Source organism: Microcoleus sp. CAWBG58 (assembly GCF_020883045.1).
Classification (GTDB): domain Bacteria; phylum Cyanobacteriota; class Cyanobacteriia; order Cyanobacteriales; family Microcoleaceae; genus Microcoleus.
On sequence record NZ_JAHRFA010000002.1, the window covers coordinates 1 to 19,476 of the forward strand.

The following is a 19,476-nucleotide window of genomic DNA, read 5'->3' on the forward strand; positions in this document are numbered from 1 at the left end:
TCTCCCCTCTCCCCCTCTCCCCTCTCCCGCCAAACAAGTGATTGCAATCTATCCAGGCAGCTTTGACCCGATTACCTTCGGTCACGCAGATATTATCGAGCGGGGATCTAAACTGTTCGATCGCATAATTGTTACCGTAGTCAAAAATCCCAGTAAAACTCCTCTGTTCACCGTAGAAGAACGGATCGAGCAGATCCTGCGCTCTACCAAACACCTGCCCAACGTAGAAGTAGACAGTTTTGAGGGTTTGACAGTAAACTATGCTAAGATTCGACAAGCCAAAGTGCTGCTGCGGGGACTCCGGGTATTAACGGATTTTGAAATGGAACTCCAGATGGCCCACACCAATAAAACCCTTCTGGGGGAAATTGAAACAGTTTTTTTGGCAACTTCTAACGAGTACAGCTTTTTAAGTAGTAGTGTAGTTAAAGAAATCGCCAAGTTTGGTGGCTCCGTAGATCATCTTGTTCCGAAACACGTCGCCCTAGATATTTACAAATGTTACGCCAGCAGGAACCAAATCGCATCGAACCCGACACTACCGGACGCAGCACTGAGAACGAATCACCTCAGAACACCGCCGCCTTCGGAGACGAAACCAGAACCGCAGGAGTAGACATCCAGCGGGAATTGAACCGGCTTGAGGAAATTGTTCTCGACAGCCCGCGGATTCCCATGACCAGACGCACTCTGGTGGATGAAGAACAGTTGCTCGATCAGTTAGACTTGGTGAGGCTAAATTTGCCGATCGCCTTTGGGGAAGCTGAAACGGTCATCCGGCACAAAGAGGAACTGATCCAAGAAGCCCAACTCTACGCTCAAGAAGTGATAGAAGCAGCAGAGCAGCGAGCAGCAGAACTTTTAAATGATATGGGCTTGCTCCAGCAGGCGAAGATAGAAGCAGATCAGTTGCGACAGCAAGTTTTGCTCGACTGCGAAGCAATTCAGCAGGCGACGCTGGCGGAAGTAGAACAAATTCGCTACCAGGCTCAAGAGGAACTGGAAGAAATGAAAGCCAGGGCGATGGCTGAATGCGAGGAAATTCAAAATGGCGCCGACGATTATGCCGACCAAGTGCTCGATAATATTGAGCACAAGCTGAGCGATATGCTGCGCGTGATCCGCAATGGGCGAGATCAATTGGATAGTGTTTCTGCGTCGCACATCCATCACAACAACGGTTAGTTAACTGCTTTAATCAAAGTGTGAGTTATCGGTAATTTTGTGAATTTACGGGCGATCGGACGATCGAGTAACAGGGAAACGCTATCCCCGTGTCCGACGTACTTGGCGCGACATCGTGCGAGTGCTAGGAAAACGGCAGGGTGCAGTGTCCGATGCGGAGTTCTGTGAGTGTGAGAATTTGAATAATTGCGATCGGATTGAGGATTGTAGCAAGACTTGTTTGAATATTAATAATTTTTGTGAAGATAGGAGCAAATATAGCATTTTTTGCTATGGTGAAAATCCATCAGGCAGAAAATTTCTGATTTGACCATAATTTTTGCAATCTACTATTTACCATGCAAAAAGCTTCTAATCGGTTTGCGGAATTTGACTTGATCCGAGCTTTAGCCATAGTCAGTGTTGTGATTACTCATGCTGGGTTTTCAGCATTTCGCGATCGCCGAATTTTGTTTGTCTCTATCGATACCTTACAACTCTTCTGCGTACCAGCTTTTTTTATCCTCAGCGGTTTTTTCCTCACTAACAAACTCGACAATCAAAATAATCCCGGACAGGTAGTCAAAAAAAGACTGTCAAGAATTATACCACCCTACCTGTTTTGGTCAGTAACTTTGTACATCTTAAATAATTGGAACTCACTCCAAAAAATTGATTTACTGTCATTGCTCAGAAATATTCTGACAGGCTCCGTGATGCCTCCCTATTATTTCATCGTTGTAATTATTCAATGCTACGGTTGGTGGTGGCTGCTAGTGAAATCACGATTTTTAGAACCCATCAAAGTTTTGGGATTGGGTTTAACAATTCAAACAATTTTTACCATATTCTTTTACTTGAGTGCTTTCAAATACATATCAATACCTCTACCTTTGATGGAACGCTGGATTTTTAGTTGGATTTTGCCATTTTCAATAGGTCTATTTTTGGGCGCAGTCTATGACAAAATTCAACCAATTCTCGAACGCAGAAAAACTCTAGTTTTAGGAGCAACAGTCCTCTTTTTTCTAGCAAGCATTTGGGAATATTATCTGCTCACCGGAGTTACTGCGGAGGCATGGTTTTTCCGCTCGTTTTTTAAACTATCTGCCCAAGGATACGCAATTTTGTTCGTCTTGTCGATCCTCGCATTTTCTAAAAATATTGCACTTCCCAGTAGAGTTTCGGGGTTAGTCAAACTCTTGGCTGCGTATTCATTCCCGATATATTTGCTGGATTCAACTGTCGTGCAATATGTATTGTTAGTGTTTTATAAATTTATCGATCCCGTACATCCGCTATTGAAGCTCAGCTTTTTAGTTACAGGCACTTTGTGCGGTTGTTTGGCGATTATTTACCTGTTGCAGAAAGTTTTGCCAAAAAAATACAGCCAGTACATTCTGGGAATTTAATCAGATTTTGTGTTTCAGCGAATGTCTTCATAAAACTGCTTGAGATACTTCGCTGAAACGCCAAACCCCCACAAAAAACCGATCGCAAGATAGATGGCAGTTGCTTTCAATTCGCCCCAATGCGCCACTCGGCGATCGCTACTTTCTACGACACGATGAACTAACTTAATTTTACCACCACGTCGCACTAACTTTAAACACAAATCCGCTTCCTCCATAATTGGCAGTGCGGCATCGAAACCATCGCATTCCCAAAAATCTGTACGCCGGCAAAAAATAACTTGATCCCCAAACAGCAGGCGCAATCCTTTAAGAAATAAATGAGGCCGAAATAACAGTGGCGCGTAGTAAGTTTTCAGGTAATTGTGCAGCGAAAAACCCCATCTTGTCTGCTGCGAACCAGCCATCAGGGAGATAAACCCGCCTCCGACAATTTCGGTATCGGATAATGTCTTTTGGATGACTGTTACGATGTCGGAGGGAACTAGAGTATCGGCGTGGAGGAAGCACAAGATTTCGCCTGTGGCGGTTTTTGCACCTAGATTCATTTGCACGGAACGTCCCGGCATACTGCTAACAATAACACGGGTTGTGGAAGTAAGGGCGATCGCCACTGTGTCGTCTTGACTGCCGCCGTCTACCACTAATATTTCCCAAGCTGGAGGATTGAGAATGCTGAGTTGGCGGAGGGTGCGTTCTAGACAAGTCGCTTCATTCAGGACGGGGATGATAATAGAAACGCTAGCCATCAGGTTGAAATTTATGCCAAAACTATTATAATAAAAAACTGTGGCGATTCGCAACTTGAGAAAAAATATAACTTGCACGCGCGGATTCATAAACCCGGTTTCTGGCTGCGAACTTGTCACGAAACCTCGGATTTTTATCATAAATCTGGTTTCTTGGCATCAGTCCTATAAAATCAAGAACAACGGGCGGTTGAAACCGCATCTATACACACAAAACCGGAGGAGTGCAGGTTGAAGAGTGGCTGGTTAAAATTACGTTATCTTCTTCAGTCTGCGGAGGCAGACTTCCTTTTTGTAGACGCGGTTTCAACCGTACGTCCTATCTGATATTCCACTAACTAATCAGGACTAAAAAAATCGTGCAGAAAACAGAAGTAAAAAACGATTTAGAATTTTACGATGAAAATGCTGATAATTGGTGGGACGAAAATGCTAAAATCTATGCTCTCTACCATCTAAACAAACCCCGATTTGAGTTTTTTGACAGACACGCGACCAATTGGCGAGGGCTGAAAACCTTAGATGTTGGGTGCGGCGGCGGTTTTTCCTGCGAGTTTATGGCCGAGAGGGGCGCTGTGGTTTCGGGAATAGATCGATCGCACAAATGTATTGTAGCAGCCCAGAATCACGCAGTTACCAGCGGTTTCGAGATAGACTACAGACAAGGCTTTGCCGAAAATATGCCCTACGCGGACAATACCTTTGATGTGGTAATCTGCGTGGATGTTTTAGAACACGTTGCCGATTACAAACAAGTTGTGTCAGAGGTTCACAGAATTCTCAAGCCCGGTGGACTGTTCTTTTTCGATACAATCAACCGAACTTTTGCCTCGCAAATTGTGATGATTGGACTGATGGAAAATACCTTGCAGGAAATTAAGCGAGGGGTTCATGATTGGGAAAAGTTTATTACCCCCGAGGAACTGTCTGCGGTAATGCAAAATACGGGGTTCGACAAGATTGAAATTAAAGGTTTTGATATGTTTGGAGAAATGGGGGCTGTTTTAAGCGAAATGCACAGTTTTTGGGGAAATCTTACAAGTGGAAAGCAGCTATTTCCTTCCCTGGCAAGTTTCCAGCAAGTTTCTCAAGTGCTGCTCTCTAATATCGCTAACTATGTTGATTACAAAAAATCTGGGTTGTTTAAAATCAAAATTAATGAGGATAGATCGATTATGTATGTTGGGGTAGGGGCGAAGAATTAGCCCAGGGTTATTTCATTCTCAGGACGATTGCGATTTTGTAGGGGTAGTGCCCCCGTGCCTACCCCCTCTACTCGGAGAGGGCGTGCACAGGGGCACCGCCCCTACAAGAGAATGAAACAGCCCTGAGAATTAGTCTGTTAATTGTTGATAGTTGACTGTTGTAATTAACGGGCGGGTTGTAAAGAGATTTGTGCGATCGACCAAATCCCTCTACGACCCCCCCCTTTTTTTAGACACAATTGCATATAATTTGCAAGTATTTTAGAATTTTACCGATCGCCCATTCCCGCTAAATCGCCCAAAACCACCGCTATGTCTAAATTTAAGGCTGTAATTTCTTCCAAAAAATCCAATGCAGCCAACTTTTTGTTACAAATCTTAACATTAAATTATTGACATTTTAGAGGAATTGCATGGTAGCTTATTGAATATTAATTGCAATAAGTACCGGAAGTTAACAGTACCTGGAGGTCAATCACCGTGACAGCAGCAATAGTTTCCGCGTCAGCCTCGCGAATCAGCGAGGGGCAACCTGCCGACAGCCAAAGACTAATGAGTTTGGGTCAAAATTCCGAAATATCTGACCTCGATCGCTCCAAAGATGTCACCATAGCCATCTTAGAAGGAGTGGGAACTCTCACGGTGTGCGATCGGACAGTCACTTTACAACCGGGAGTATTTGTGTTTGTACCCGCCGGCATCCCACGCACCCTAAAAGCAGAAACAACGCTGAATCTTTTACTGATTAACTGCGAAGCAGATCCCGATATGAGCGAGTCAGCTTGGTTAATGAATTTTCAACTTTAAACAAGATGAAAAAACAGTGCCCTTGCTGTCTTGATTCCCTGATTTCTCAGGTTAGCCACAATCGCATCTACTGTTTTTGTCTCAATTGCAGACAGGAAATGCCAAATCCTGACGAAAAAAAAATCTTAAACCCAGCCAACTTTTACCTTCGGAGTAACAATGTCGAAATCTATTGGACTATTCTACGGAACTACAACTGGCAAAACTGAGTCTGTTGCTGACATGATTCGGGATGAATTTGGCGGTAGTATCGTGACTTTATACGACATCGGCAACACTGACAGCGATGATTTTGCCGAGTACGAATGCTTGATTATCGCCTGTCCTACCTGGAATATAGGTGAACTACAAAGCGACTGGGAAGGATTTTTGCCGGAAATCGAAAATATTGATTTTAGCGGCAAGAAAGTCGCTTATTTGGGAACTGGCGACCAAGAAGGATACCCGGATAATTTTATGGATGCAATGGGCATTTTGGCAGAGAAAATCACGGAACAGGGAGGCGAAACAGTCGGCTATTGGCCGGTAGACGGCTATGATTTTAATGAATCTAAGGCCGTGGTTGATGGCAAATTTTTGGGTTTAGCTATTGATGAAGATAACCAATCTGACATGACAGAAGCGCGCGTCAAAGCTTGGGTATCTCAACTCAAAAAAGAATTTGGGATATAGGATTAACGCTAGGGCAGCTTGGTAAACTGCAAAACACCTGTATTTTGGGGGCGGATACTCTGAACCCGCCCCACAATCAGCTAACCTATGAACATCTCTTGCGTCCTCTGCGTCCTCTGCGGTTCAAAAAAATAAGTCTTGTTTGCGCCAAAACATCCAGACTTGCTATCTCCATCTACATATTTATTCAGGGTAAGTGGGCAATGCCCGCGCTACATTTCAACATTATGTGTACCAAGTTCTAAATAACTTTATATCCAACTTGAAATTGATGAAATTCAGTTCAGATGACGTGCTTTGGTTAAGTGTAAGTCCGAGTTTATATTGCTTCGATCGCTCTCTACTTGCCTATTTAAATCATTCTGTCCCCGTGCAAGTATGGGAATACCAACAAACTGAAGACGAAGGTTGTTCTTTAAATATGGCTGTTGAGCTTTTGCACGACTTTTTAACAATGCGCGATCGCCCAATTCACCTGCTAGGCCACAGTACCAGTGGATTAGTTGGTTTAATGTATGCCCGTCGCTACCCTCACAAAATAAGTTCTTTGGGACTTTTAAGTGTCGGTGTGCCATCTAATATTAATTGGCAAGCTCATTACTATACATATCTTTCGGCTTTTCCCTGGAGTGGCAAACAAGTTTTAAGTCAAATAGTTGGCGATATGCTGGAATTCCCAAATCAGAGTATTAATCAAAAATTTATACCATATTTTGAGGATGACTTAGCCTGTTCTCCTTGTCCTCACTCTTTATTTAAGGTGATTAATTCTAGCGATGAAGGTGTAGAAGTACCTTTGTTGATATGTAGTAGCAAAACGGATTTTGTGGTATCTCCTATTGTCATGCGTCGCTGGGCAAAACTTCTCAAAAAAGGCGATCGCTTTTGGGAATGTCCAGACGGACGGCATTTTTTCCATCACTTTTATCCAGAACAAGTTGGGGAAGAGATACTGAACTTTTGGCTATCCCTACACAGCCGCCAACCGATTTTAGATTTGAAGTTCTAGATTTGCGATCGCCACTATTGATATAAATAAGTAACAAGTTTTGGGGTGCTAAAAGCAGTCTACTCGCCATGCTGCAAAAAATTACTATCCTGTCAACTCTTTATATATTAAGGATTTGCAGCACTACCATCTCCCTACAATGAAAATTTACGGTTAATGTATTACGATCTCTTAATGAGTTTTATTCTCAATAATTAATTATGAAAAATATAAGAAGTGCGATCGTTACGCCCCGGCTTGCGCCTACGAAGGCAACAACAGCTCAATCAAGAGCCCGCCGTTTTCAAGTACCGCTGAGCCTCAAAATTATCGTACCGTTTCTAAGTGTATCCGTCACTCTATTGTTATTAGTGATACACACAGTCAAAATCGGATTTGCCAACACTCTCGAAAAAGGAGTGCGCGAGAGAGTTGAAAACCAAGCAACTTTAGCAGTGCGAGACTTCAAAAGTCGATCGACTCAATTGACAAAGCAAGCCAAACTGCTATCAGAATCACCAGAAATTATTCGGGCTTTACAACAAAAAGACACAGATATCTTGCGTCAAGATATATTATCTCTACAAACCACTTTCAAACTAGATTTAGTCAAAGTAGTAGATGCGCGCGGCGACATAGTAGCAGAGTTGCGAGAAGAGTGGCTCACAGGCAATAACTTGAGCAATCGCGGAGCGATAAATTCAGCACTCAAAGGCTTAGAAAAGTCAAATTTCGTCAGCATTGACGGCAAACCGCAAGCATTGCTAGTAGGATTTGCACCGATTAGAAGCAGTAATAAGATAATTGGTGCTGTACTAATTGGTTATTTAGTCACAGACGAACAATTGCAGCAAATCAGCATTGATACTAACAACATAAATTACTTTGCCATCTTCAAATCCGACGAATTAATAGCGACTAATTTTCCTGAAATCCGCTCAAAATCTTGGGAAGCACCTGCACCACAGACATCCACTACTAAAATTGATATTGAGCGGCAATCTTACATAATGAAAACGGTAGAAATGTCGGAAATAGGCGACGGTATAAAGCTAGCCGTGTTTAATCCAATGGCGACAACGCAGCAAACACAATTAACCTTATCTAACAGGCTCGATAGTTTTTTTTGGGCAGGAGTAATTCTAGCCACGATTGTTGGTGTTGTAGTTAGCCGAATTATCGGAAAACCAATTGTTGACTTAACTCAAAATGTGAATTGGATGGCAAGCAATGAATACTTTTCTGGTAAAGTACCCATTCCTTCCGGCTATGAATTAGGTCAACTTGCTGAAGCTTTCAACTTTATGATAGAACAAGTAGAAAAGCGCGATAGTACACTCAACCTACAGTTGCACCAATTAAAACAAACGCTTCACGATCTAAAAAATGCCCAATCTCAGCTCATTCAAGCCGAAAAAATGTCCGGCTTGGGATTAATGATGGCCGGAATCGCTCACGAAATTAACAACCCAGTCAACTTTATTTACGGCAACCTCTGTCACGCTAACCAATATACTCAAGATTTGCTCAGACTTGTAGAACTTTACCAGCAAGAATATCCGAATGCAAGCGCGCCGATTCAAGATTACATAGAAGCAATTGAACTCGACTTTTTATCAGAAGATTTATCGAAGTTGATATCTTCTATGAAAATGGGAACCGAGCAGATTCAGCAAATTGTTTTGTCTCTGCGAAACTTCTCTAGGTTAGATGAAGCTGAAATGAAACCAGTCGATATCCATGAAGGAATTGACAGCACTCTGTTAATTTTAAACAGCAAAATCAAAACAGCCATTAAAGTCATTAAAAGTTATGGAAAATTGCCCTTAGTAGAATGCTATCCATCGCAGTTAAATCAGGTATTTATGAATATCACAGCCAATGCTGCTGATGCACTGCTGAGCAATCCAAATCTGCGAAACAAGGAAATTGAAATTATTACAGAAATAGCAGGAGTAGATCGAGTGGTGGTGAGGATTAGAGATAACGGTACAGGGATTGACCCGGATGCGATCGATCGGTTGTTTGACCCATTTTTTACGACTAAACCTGTGGGCAAGGGGACTGGTTTAGGGTTGTCAATTTCTTACCAGATTATCGAGAAGCATCAGGGAAAAATAGAAGTGAATTCCGAAATAGGTGAGGGAGCAGAGTTTGCTATTTATTTACCTGTTAAAGCTCGCATTAAAGAAGACGCTTGTCTTTGCCAGAGTTAAGACAATTGTTTGAATTTAATATCAGTTAGTGCATCTATATTTTAGGTTTCTAAGTTGTATTTGAGCTGAATTCATTATATAATAATGTTCGCAGCATCGGACTTTAGTCCTCAGCAATTAAGGACTAAAGTCCTCACTACAAACCATTTTTATCATTGTTATCTGACCGGACATTATATCAATCCTAAGTAAGGTGCGTCAGAAACTAGCTTTTTGATTAATGGCAAATATCTCGACTGACGCACCCTACCTATCATCAATAATGAGGATATTGATGCTGAATTTGGTATTACTAATTTAATTTTGAGCGAAACAACCGCATTCCATTTGCTGTCACAATTAAGGATGTTCCCGTATCTGCAAGCACTGCAACTGCTAACCCGACAAATCCAAAAGTTCCCAACAATAAAAACAGCGCTTTTGTGACTAAGGAAAAAATCACATTCTGCTGAATTACGGCTACAGTACGGCGGCTCAAATCGACTGCATAGGCGAGTTTTCTTAAGTCGCTACCAACTAGCACTACATCGGCAGTTTCTAGGGCGATATCAATGCCGCCAACTGCAAAGCTGATATCGGCGGCTGCTAAAGCTGGGGCATCATTAATGCCGTCGCCTACCATTCCGACGGTTCCCTTATTTCGCAATTGTTGAATTGATTGAAGTTTGTCGAATGGTAGCAATTCTGCTTTATACTCGGATAGGTTGAGTTGTTGGGCTATTTGCTGGGCTACAAAAGTGCGATCGCCCGTAAGCATCACCAAATTGTTCAAACCCATCTGTTTCAGCAAATGTAGGGCTTCGGCAGCTTCCAGTCGCAAGCCGTCAGCCAAAGCAATCACTCCCAGCAAACCGCGGCTACTGCCGACTAAAACGGGAGTTTGCCCTAATTTCTCGATATCATCTAGCAGAGAGACTGCTGATGTTGGCAGTTCGATATTTTGATCGGCAAATAAGCGGCGATTTCCGACAAGATAGAGGTTGTTTGCAAAATTAGCAGCAATTCCTTTACCCGGATAAGCCGTAAAATTTTCGGGAGTTTCTAACTCGATTCCTGCTTCCTTTGCTTTGGTAATAATTGCCTTAGCTAAAGGATGTTCCGATTTTTGTTCCAAAGAAGCTGCAATTAACAATACCGTGCTGGCGCTCAATTCTCCCAAGTTGTAAACCTTTTTCACAACGGGTTTACCTTCAGTCAAAGTTCCGGTTTTATCAAAAGCCAGACTCTTAATTTTTCCAGCATTTTCTAAGCCGTTTCCGCCCTTAAATAACACGCCTTGACTGGTGGCTGCACCGATGGCGCTGACAATGGAAACCGGAGTGGAAATTACTAAGGCGCAGGGACAGGCTATGACTAACATTACCAGGGCGCGGTAGCACCAAACGCTGAAGGGTTGACCAAAAATTAAGGGCGGAATTACTGTTAGGGCGATCGCACTTACAATCACAATAGGAGTATAAATCTCTGCAAACCTGTCCACCCACTGCTGAGTTGGGGCGCGACTTGACTGCGCTGACTCGACTAAGTGAACAATTTTAGCAACCGTCGTATCGCTAGAAATGTGGGTGACTTGGACTTCCAAAAAGCCAGTTTGATTTAAAGTGCCGGCAAAAACGCGATCGCCCTTTTGCTTATCTTCCGGGATAGATTCGCCCGTAATTGGCGATTGGTCGATCGCAGAATTCCCCGATACAACTATACCATCCAAAGCCACCTTTTGTCCGGGACGAATTGTGAGAATTTCTCCTACTTGAATCTCCTCGACGCGCACCGTTACTTCCTGATTATTGTCGCGCTTGACAGTTGCCGTCGGAGGTGTAATATCCATTAAACTAGCAATGGCGCTGCGAGTGCGACTGAAAGTAAAAGTTTGCAAAGTTGTTCCCAAACTAAACAGGAATACAACCAGCGCCCCTTCAAACCAATCGCCTAAAATCACCGCACCAATTACCGAAACTGTCATCAATAAATTCATGTCAGCCCGCCGCAAGCGCAACTCCATGAGGCCGGCGCGGGCGATCGCAAATCCAGCTACAATAATACCGATACCGTAAAAACCCCGCGACAGCCAAATTGGCAGTGCTAAATGCTGAGTTAGCAATCCCAGAATTAATCCCAATCCTGCTAAAATCACAGTCTGTCCCCGGCGATTGCGAAGCCAGAATTCCCAGTTACTTGGGTTGGTTTTTTGAGTTTTCTCGACAGTTGAATGCTGGTGATGGTGTTCGTGATGGTGTTCGCCCGAACAACACTCCTCCTTCGAGGATACTGCTGCGGAGGGCTGTTCGATAGTGTAGCCTAGAGTTTGAATGCGATCGAAAATTGCCTTTTCGGTTACTTGTTGAGGATCGTAATTTAAGCGCAAACTTTCTGTTGCAAAAACTACATTGATATCGGTAATTCCCGGTAACTTTTGTAAGCCTGCTTCTACGGTTTTGGCGCAGCTACCGCAATCCATGCCGCCAATTTTCGTTTGTAAGGTTTTGAGAGCTGCTACAGTCTGTTCGATAGTGTAACCTAGAGCTTGAATGCGATCGAAAATAGCTTTCTCACTGACTTGCTGCGGGTCATAATTTAACCGCAAGCTTTCTGTTGCAAAAACTACATTGATATCGCTAACTCCCGGTAACTTTTGTAAGCCTGCTTCTACGGTTTTGGCGCAGCTACCGCAATCCATGCCACCAATTTTAGTTTGTAAGGTTTTGAGAGGAGAAGTTGGGGTCATAATCAGTATATTGTTGAGAGTTTAGAATGATTATCACAATCAATGAACAGATATTCAGATGTTTAATAAAATCATATACTAATTTTCACTAAATTTGTTAAGTAAGCCCATTGGTAACAACTAAGACTGAAGCCCATAATAAATGTCGTTTTTATTCGAGTCTAGATCCCCCTAAATCTCCCTCATTGTTGGGGGACTTCGATCGGAATATTCTCCCCCCTCCCACCACGGGAGTTAGGGGATCTCCGGGTTTGATTAGTATTCTGTTTTTGAGGTAAGCTTATACTAATTCACTATGAAGCCGCACGGAATAGAAAGCCTGAAAACTTTTACTGTAAAGGATCCATTTAATGCAGCTTCACAGAAAAATGATATTACTTATCACTTAATGACAAGTTGCAGAAACAGGCTCTTTTTCTGACACCGACTCGCCAGCATTTACCCACACATAAATCTCCGTTGCATCGTCGGCGCAACTGCTGCATCCGCCGCACTTTTTGGCTTCTGTCATTTTACTGATTCTGCCTTTGCGAATTAGGCGATTTAACATTCCGCGTAAAGCATCACCATCCATGCGGAAGTGGATTTTTAAATCTGCGATGGAGGCTCTTTTGTTCTCAGCAATAAATTTTTGGATGTCGCTTAAAATCATGGTTTTTCTCCTTTGTTTGATTCTTAAACGTAGATGAATTCTGATGACAGTTGACAGTTGACAGTTGACAGTTGACATTTGTAGGGGCGGTGGATGGTGCGGGCCCGCCCTCTTTCTTTCAGTTGACAGTTGACAGTTGACAGTTGACAGTTGACTACTAACTACTAACTACTAACTACTAACTACTGACTACTAACTACTGACTAATTGCTTCCCGTCGCTTTGCTCGTTTTCCACCAGCCAGTTTTAATGCCGCAAGAGTCAAGCCCATCGCTATCATTAGTCTGACAATGCAAACCAGAGAAGAGTCTGGATGCTCTGAAAATGTAGCGATTTGATAGTACACAACTGCTGTGAAATAGGCGATACCAGTAGTCCAAAGACCCGCGAATACTGTCCAACCTAAGTTAGTTTCGCGGTAAAGTGCTGCGGTGGCGGAGACGCAGGGAAAATATAGCAATACAAACAGCAAATAGGCAAAAGCTGCACTATTAGAACCGAACCGCTGAGACATTTGTCCGTAGGTGCTACCAGAAATACCTTGATCTTCTGCTGCTGTTTTTTGATCTGCAATATTGATGGAACTTAAGCCGAGGGGATCGAAAAGTTGACCGGGAAGTTTTGTGAGATTTTCTGGGATTGTAAAAAATGCTTTGCCGATATTTCCCCAGAAGCTAAATTCTTCTTCTTTCTCCGGTTCTCCACCTGCTGCTTTTTGTTCGTCTGCTAGTTGGGTGTACAAGGAATCCAAGGTTCCAACCATGACTTCTTTGGCAAATACTCCTGTTAGCAAACCAACGGTAGCGGGCCAGTTTTCTTGGGTGATTCCCATGGGTGTAAATACGGGTGTTGCTGCGCGGCCAACTGCACTCAGAATTGAATCTTTGCTGTTTTCTTTGCCGAAGGAACCGTCGGTGCCAACTGAACTCATGGTTCCCAATATAATTACCATGATGACGATCGCAATTCCTGCCTTTTTGATAAAAGCTTGCAATCTGTCCCAAGTCCGCAGCAGCACGCCTTTGAGCTTAGGAATGTGGTAGGGCGGCAGTTCCATCACAAACGGTGCAGCTTCTCCTTGCAGGATGGTATTCTTGAGGATTAGTCCAGTGATCACTGCTGCTAAAATGCCTAACAGGTAAAGCCCCAACACCATGTTTTGACCGCCCACTTGGAAGAATGCGCCACAAAACAGGGCGTAAACTGCTAATCTGGCACTACAAGACATGAATGGATTCATCATAATCGTCATCGTGCGATCGCGCTTATTTTCTAATGTCCGCGTCGCCATGATTCCCGGAATATTGCACCCAAAACCGACCATCATCGGTACAAAGGATTTGCCGGGAAGTCCGACAAACCGCATTAATCTGTCCATCACAAAAGCTGCCCGTGCCATGTAGCCGGAGTCTTCGAGGGCTGACAAACACAAGAACATCATCCCAATTTGGGGAATAAAAGTAGATGTGGTTTGAATCCCGCCACCAGCACCTTTTGCTAAGATTCCAATCAACCATCCGGGTGCGCTGAGGCTTTCTAAAACTTTAGCAAAACCATCTACAAAAATTGTTCCTAAGGCGATGTCAAAGAAGTCGATAAATACTGCACCGACGTTAATCGAAATGGTAAACATTAAGTACATTACCGCTAAGAATACGGGAATGCCCAAGAAACGATTGAGCACAATTTGGTCGATTTTATCGGAAAGATTGGCTTTGACTTCTCTGGAAGATTCGGCGACGCCTTGAGTGAGGGTGCGGATGAAGGTGTAGCGGCTGTCGGCAATGATAATATCTAAGTCGTCATCGAGGGTTTCGTGAACTCGGCGGCGGTGCGGGACGACTATTTTTTCTAACTCTGTATTGGCGAGTTCGGGAGCGACTTCATCGTGGTATTCTAGGAGTTTCAGGGCTGTCCAGCGGGCATCTATACTGCGGTTTGGGCTATGCTGTTGGATATGCGGGATTAGTTGGGCGATCGCATCTTCGATGACAGCCGGATAAGCGACAGAGGCAGATGGTACGATCGGCTTAACCAGCGCCTTATTCACAGCATCGCGCAACAAAGGCACCCCGTCATTTGACGTAGCACTCATCGGCACTACAATACAGCCGAGGCGTTCTGCGAGTTTGCTAACATTAATTCGGATGTCTCGTTCCTTGGCAACATCCATCATGTTTAGCGCGACTATCATCGGCACGCGCATCTCTAAAATTTGCGTTGTCAGATACAAATTTCGTTCTAAGTTAGAAGCATCAACAATATTAATAATCACATCAGCTTCGCCCGACAACAGATAATCTCGCGCCACCAATTCATCTAATCCCGTATCTCCATCTTCCGCATCAAGGGAATAAACTCCCGGCAAATCAACAATCGTAATTGCTAAACCATCGTGAGTGTATTTTCCCTCTTTGCGTTCGACAGTGACTCCCGGCCAATTACCAACTCGCTGATTAGCACCAGTCAGGGCATTAAATAAAGTAGTTTTGCCACAGTTAGGATTACCTACCAATCCAATAATTTGCTTAGTCATTATTTCACTTCTTCTACAAATAGAGTTTTAGCTTCATCTTTGCGTAAACTGAGTTTAAAACCCCGCACCAGGATTTCTATCGGATCTCCCAAAGGTGCATAGCGAGTAACAGTAAACTCAGTTCCCGGTGTCAGCCCCATTGCCAACAATTTGCCCTTATAAGCGCGGGCTGTTTTCTCATAGCCAATAACGCGGCCGATTGCGCCGACAGCCAAATCCCCTACTTGTTTTTTCTCGTTCATCAGTTGTTTGAATGCAGTCTAAATTTGAACAAATTAAATTCCTGAATCTAGCAACCCTTTCAAAATGTGCGAACACCTCTCTTTACTCTTCCTCTGCGCCCTCTGCGCCCTCTGCGGTAAAAAAAAGAAAATCTTTGTCACAAATCAAATAAAATTGCTGTAGATACAATTTTTTGATAATTTCCCTAGACAAGATTCGTACACATAATTTTCTGTGCCATACCCGCCCCCAAACCAATGCGGTTGTCGCAAATCCCCACAATCACCGATCCCCCAGAATTGCTGACGATTTGAACTTCGATGCCGGGGACTAATCCCATGCCGATGAGGCGTCGCATGGTGCCTTCTGAACCTTTGAGTTTGACTATCCGCAGCTTGTCGCCAACGCTTGCCATTGCTAGCGGGAATGATTTACCTTTAGCTGAGTCTGGCTGAATTTCTGTGCTATCCTCTGCGGTTTGAGAGACTTCTGGTGTCTCGCCGTAAAAGGTAAAAGCCCCGAACTGTCTGGGGTTTAGCTGTTCGTTTTGTTGGCTGTATTTTTGGGTGTTTTCTTTCATCTCTTCTGGTTGTCGATCGATTTTAGTAACTTTTTGCTTGGGCTTGCTTGTGCGCCAGACTTGAGATTAATTCTCAATACTGGCAGCGCACAATGGTATACATCGCTAAATTTCCAGTTTCAGCGAACTCTTTCCCTGTTAATATTTCGGACGCAGCCATCCAACCAGCCCAGAAAGACGATTTTTTGGCGAGTTCGTAGTTTTAATCTCTCTTGCGTTAGATGCCAATGTGCGCTTTAACCCCCACGAAGCAATACCTACTGCTCTTAAGCATAGTAAATTAAAAAGGAATTATTAGCAACTATTCTCAAATATTTTAACATATAGTTAACCAACTCAGCCTTAGCCGAGACACCAGGAGACTAAATATAGATCCTGGTTTCAGAGGTCGATCGCCCTAAATCCTCAAGTAGGAGGCGATCGAGCATATATACTTAAATGTTTGAGGGAAAGGGGCGATCGCGGAGGCATCGACCCTACCGATTCACACTTTATCAAGAATTATGCCAGCAAGTTTTCTCCCAAAGTCGATCGCACAACTCACAGAATCTACCTCAATTAGCTTAGCCCAAAACATCCAACAAGAGGCAATTACAACTCCCATAACACAGGAGCCAATTGCCACAACCTACGCGCGCCAAGGCAGCGGAAATACGCCAATTTTGTTAATTCACGGCTTCGACAGTTCCGTATTTGAATACCGCCGCCTGTTGCCGCTGCTTGCCGAAAAAAACGAGACTTGGGCCGTTGATTTGTTGGGTTTTGGCTTTACAGAAAGAGCGGCGGATTTGCCATTCAGTCAAAAAGCGATTGGCACTCACCTCTATTATTTCTGGAAAACACTTATTTCGCAGCCTGTAATCTTAGTTGGCGCGTCGATGGGAGGTGCAGCAGCCATAGATTTTACCCTCAATCATCCAGAAGCTGTCAAAAAATTAGTCTTAATAGACAGTGCAGGTTTTGCCGTCACATCTAACAAGGGAAAATTTTTAATTCCTCCTTTAGGATATCTGGCAACTTCATTTTTACGAAACCCAAGAATTCGCCAAAAAATTAGCGTCAATGCTTATTTCGACAAAACTTTGGCTTCTGTTGACGCACAAACCTGCGCGGCCTTGCACTTAGAAATGCCCAACTGGAATCAAGCTTTAATTGCGTTTACCAAAAGCGGCGGTTACGGCGGTTTTGGGCAAAAACTATCGCAAATTCAGCAGCAAACCTTGATTTTGTGGGGAAAACAAGATAGAATTTTAGGGACAGCGGATGCAGAAAAGTTTAAAAGTGCGATCGCAAATTCCCAACTAATTTGGATACCGGATTGCGGACACGTTCCCCACTTAGAAAAACCACAGATTACCGCTCAACATATCTTAGATTTCACAGCTAAAGTAGCAGGTTCGTAGTGAGGACTTCAGTCCGCATCAGGTTCGTAGTGAGGACTTCAGTCCGCATCTCAGGTTCGTAGTGAGGACTTCAGTCCGCATCAGGTTCGTAGTGAGGACTTCAGTCCGCATCTCAGGTTCGTAGTGAGGACTTCAGTCCGCATCTCAGGTTCGTAGTGAGGACTTCAGTCCGCATCTCAGGTTCGTAGTGAGGACTTCAGTCCGCATCTCAGGTTCGGGTTCGTAGTGAGGACTTCAGTCCGCATCTCAGGTTCGGGTTCGTAGTGAGGACTTCAGTCCGCATCTCAGGTTCGGGTTCGTAGTGAGGACTTCAGTCCGCATCTACCTATCAGAGGACTGAAGTCCGAACCATCAAACGTTAAACTTTCGGTAAATACTTTTGTACAATCGTCCATCCGGTGAGCAAAACAATCACAAATCCCCCAGACAAAGCCAAATTAGTGCCAATGTGTAGCGGACGCGCCCAAGGATTTTTCGGGCCAATTTGCAGCCCGCTTCCCACAGAAACCAACACCAACGCCACCACAGCCAACCCCGCCGGTAAATGAACCGAATGACCCAACTTGCCGTACTCTCCCAGCGTACCGACTACGCCAATTAAGAGCAGTAAAATTACCAGAATCGCCATCCCCGCACCAGTCCCCAAATGAAAGGGACGCAGCCATTTGGGGCGCGGCTGTTTCGTGCTGCGGGCGGCAAACATCCACGTTCCAGTAACGGCCAACAACAGGTAAGCCAAAAGCGACGCACCCATTGACCACGCCGCTATTTTCCACAACCACAAGAAAGAAGGCAGATTCATGATTTAAATCCCGAGTTAGGGATTTGCAACAAAGGTTTCTTTCCGATTTTACCTGCACCTGAAACCAAAAATAAATATAGTTGGCAGAATTATTGGCAGAAAGTGCGATCGCACTTTGCACAGATTCCATCTGTCTGAACCCAATTCAAACGCCAGACATCATACTCAGATTCATTGACGTTATTGATTTGTAGGTAAGAGTCTTTCCCAAGCGCCTTCCCTTCTAGCTTCGTGGTTTAACTGTCAACGAAAGGCATTTTATAAAACCCTAATTTTTGTTCTACGATCAAGCGGAAAAACGGCAGACCTTCTATCAAATATCTTCTCCACAACCTTCTCGGTTCGCTTAACAGTCGGTACGCCCATTCGATGCCGACTTCGCTCATCCATTTGGGAGATCTTGCTTTGCAACCAGCTTCAAAATCAATGGTTGCACCTACAGCCAAGAAAACTTTCACGTGGGTGAATTTACTTCTGTATTTAACCAGCCACTTCTCTTGCTTCGGCGCTCCCACTCCTATCGCCAGAACTGTAGCTCCTGATTTATTGATCGTGTCAATTATTGCTTCACACTCCTCCTCATTTTTTTCAAATCCAAAAGAAGGAGAAAGTGCTTCAACAACTATTTCTCTACCAATTTTTTGATTGATTTTTTCCTGAGCTTTCCTGGCAATTCCTTCAGCCGCTCCTAGCAAAAATATTTTAACATCCTTGGTATTCCTGTGATGCTCATAAAATGCCGGAAACAAGTCAGAACCAGAAATTTTTTCCTTGAGAGGAGTACCCAAAAATTTTGAAGCATACATCAAGATTTGACTGTCGCAGACTCTATAACTAGATTTATTGTAAGCTTCATAAAAGTCGCGGTCATATTGCAACTTAATTAAGTGGTCTACATTGGGTGTAAATACCACACCACCTTCGTCGTCTAGTTTTTCAAATAACTCTTCAATTGTAAAGTTATCTATCGCTACATTCAATAAATTAACGGTTTTCATTTTGTTATTCCCATCCAGCCTTGATATTCAACTACAACTCAAACCATAAACCCACGATACAGCAAGAGTGTTTTCACTACTTGGGCGTGGGGTGAATATACTTTTTTTAGTATATCGCCCTACACCCTACCTGTCCAGTCAGAATGTTTAAAGATTGTGTAAAGAATCTGCTGCTTTTAGGAAAAAGTGTATAAAGCTAATTTGGTTTACAACTCGCAACACAGTTTTAATCAAAACACAATCCGGTGCTAATGTTTGAAACCTTGCCAATTAATATCGATATTTTATTTTATTACATTAATTTTCAGCCAACTGAGAAAGAGATTGTAACTTCCCAACTAGATT

General features: G+C 43.5%; 17 protein-coding genes. 9 read left to right on the plus strand and 8 right to left on the minus strand.

Annotated features, from left to right (window positions below; translation table 11 throughout):
• Positions 1-37: 37 nt before the first annotated feature.
• The 3 genes from coaD to QZ918_RS00895 all read left to right on the plus strand — a co-directional run bounded on the left by coaD (position 38) and on the right by QZ918_RS00895 (position 2,576).
• Complete coding sequence (gene coaD / locus QZ918_RS00885; protein WP_293330224.1) at positions 38-616, plus strand: pantetheine-phosphate adenylyltransferase; 579 nt, start codon at positions 38-40, stop codon at positions 614-616.
• Positions 499-1,185, plus strand: coding sequence for an efflux RND transporter periplasmic adaptor subunit (locus tag QZ918_RS00890; protein WP_293329925.1), 687 nt, complete (start codon positions 499-501; stop codon positions 1,183-1,185). The genes coaD and QZ918_RS00890 overlap by 118 nt, the downstream gene beginning before the upstream one ends.
• Before the next feature lie 338 nt (positions 1,186-1,523).
• Positions 1,524-2,576: an acyltransferase gene (locus QZ918_RS00895; RefSeq protein ID WP_293329928.1), complete on the plus strand. Its 1,053-nt coding sequence runs from the start codon at positions 1,524-1,526 to the stop codon at positions 2,574-2,576.
• 14 nt (positions 2,577-2,590) lie between these two features.
• Here the strand turns inward: QZ918_RS00895 and QZ918_RS00900 are convergent, their stop codons facing one another.
• On the minus strand, positions 2,591-3,466 hold the full coding sequence (locus QZ918_RS00900; protein WP_293329931.1) for a TIGR04283 family arsenosugar biosynthesis glycosyltransferase: 876 nt from the start codon (positions 3,464-3,466) through the stop codon (positions 2,591-2,593).
• Between the two features lie 218 nt (positions 3,467-3,684).
• On the opposite strand from QZ918_RS00900, the gene ubiG reads away from it, so the two are divergent.
• From ubiG to QZ918_RS00925, 5 genes are all read left to right on the plus strand, one after another.
• Complete coding sequence (gene ubiG, locus QZ918_RS00905; RefSeq protein ID WP_293329934.1) at positions 3,685-4,530, plus strand: bifunctional 2-polyprenyl-6-hydroxyphenol methylase/3-demethylubiquinol 3-O-methyltransferase UbiG; 846 nt, start codon at positions 3,685-3,687, stop codon at positions 4,528-4,530.
• 480 nt (positions 4,531-5,010) lie between these two features.
• Positions 5,011-5,337 carry a cupin domain-containing protein gene (locus tag QZ918_RS00910; protein ID WP_293329937.1) on the plus strand — a complete coding sequence of 109 codons (327 nt, stop codon included), beginning with the start codon at positions 5,011-5,013 and terminating at the stop codon, positions 5,335-5,337.
• Between the two features lie 159 nt (positions 5,338-5,496).
• Complete coding sequence (fldA, locus tag QZ918_RS00915) at positions 5,497-6,009, plus strand: flavodoxin FldA (RefSeq protein ID WP_293329940.1); 513 nt, start codon at positions 5,497-5,499, stop codon at positions 6,007-6,009.
• A 271-nt stretch (positions 6,010-6,280) separates the two neighbouring features.
• A complete protein-coding gene (locus QZ918_RS00920) occupies positions 6,281-7,018 on the plus strand; it encodes an alpha/beta fold hydrolase (RefSeq protein WP_293329943.1) in 738 nt (245 codons plus the stop codon).
• A 200-nt stretch (positions 7,019-7,218) separates the two neighbouring features.
• Positions 7,219-9,213 (plus strand): sensor histidine kinase, encoded by a 1,995-nt coding sequence (locus QZ918_RS00925; RefSeq protein WP_293329946.1) that lies wholly within the window; start codon positions 7,219-7,221, stop codon positions 9,211-9,213.
• 292 nt (positions 9,214-9,505) lie between these two features.
• Here QZ918_RS00925 and QZ918_RS00930 read toward each other — a convergent pair whose 3' ends face one another.
• From QZ918_RS00930 to QZ918_RS00950, 5 genes are all read right to left on the minus strand, one after another.
• Positions 9,506-11,938: a heavy metal translocating P-type ATPase gene (locus QZ918_RS00930; protein WP_293329949.1), complete on the minus strand. Its 2,433-nt coding sequence runs from the start codon at positions 11,936-11,938 to the stop codon at positions 9,506-9,508.
• Positions 11,939-12,323: 385 nt separating this feature from the next.
• Positions 12,324-12,668, minus strand: coding sequence for a FeoC-like transcriptional regulator (locus QZ918_RS00935; RefSeq protein ID WP_293329952.1), 345 nt, complete (start codon positions 12,666-12,668; stop codon positions 12,324-12,326).
• Positions 12,669-12,786: 118 nt separating this feature from the next.
• Positions 12,787-15,126 (minus strand): Fe(2+) transporter permease subunit FeoB, encoded by a 2,340-nt coding sequence (feoB, locus tag QZ918_RS00940; protein WP_293329955.1) that lies wholly within the window; start codon positions 15,124-15,126, stop codon positions 12,787-12,789.
• Positions 15,126-15,368: a FeoA family protein gene (locus QZ918_RS00945; protein WP_293329958.1), complete on the minus strand. Its 243-nt coding sequence runs from the start codon at positions 15,366-15,368 to the stop codon at positions 15,126-15,128. Before QZ918_RS00945 ends, feoB begins: the two co-directional genes overlap by 1 nt.
• A gap of 185 nt (positions 15,369-15,553) precedes the next feature.
• On the minus strand, positions 15,554-15,928 hold the full coding sequence (locus QZ918_RS00950) for a FeoA family protein (RefSeq protein ID WP_293329961.1): 375 nt from the start codon (positions 15,926-15,928) through the stop codon (positions 15,554-15,556).
• 503 nt (positions 15,929-16,431) lie between these two features.
• Between QZ918_RS00950 and QZ918_RS00955 the strand changes: the two genes are divergently transcribed.
• Entirely contained in the window at positions 16,432-17,331 is a 900-nt protein-coding gene (locus QZ918_RS00955) for an alpha/beta fold hydrolase (protein ID WP_293329964.1), read from the plus strand.
• Positions 17,332-17,689: 358 nt separating this feature from the next.
• Here the strand turns inward: QZ918_RS00955 and QZ918_RS00960 are convergent, their stop codons facing one another.
• The gene (locus tag QZ918_RS00960) at positions 17,690-18,133 is read right to left on the minus strand and encodes a DUF4079 domain-containing protein (protein ID WP_293329967.1); all 444 of its coding nucleotides are present in this window, start codon (positions 18,131-18,133) and stop codon (positions 17,690-17,692) included.
• 236 nt (positions 18,134-18,369) lie between these two features.
• The gene (locus QZ918_RS00965; RefSeq protein ID WP_293329970.1) at positions 18,370-19,131 is read right to left on the minus strand and encodes a WecB/TagA/CpsF family glycosyltransferase; all 762 of its coding nucleotides are present in this window, start codon (positions 19,129-19,131) and stop codon (positions 18,370-18,372) included.
• Positions 19,132-19,476 lie beyond the last annotated feature (345 nt).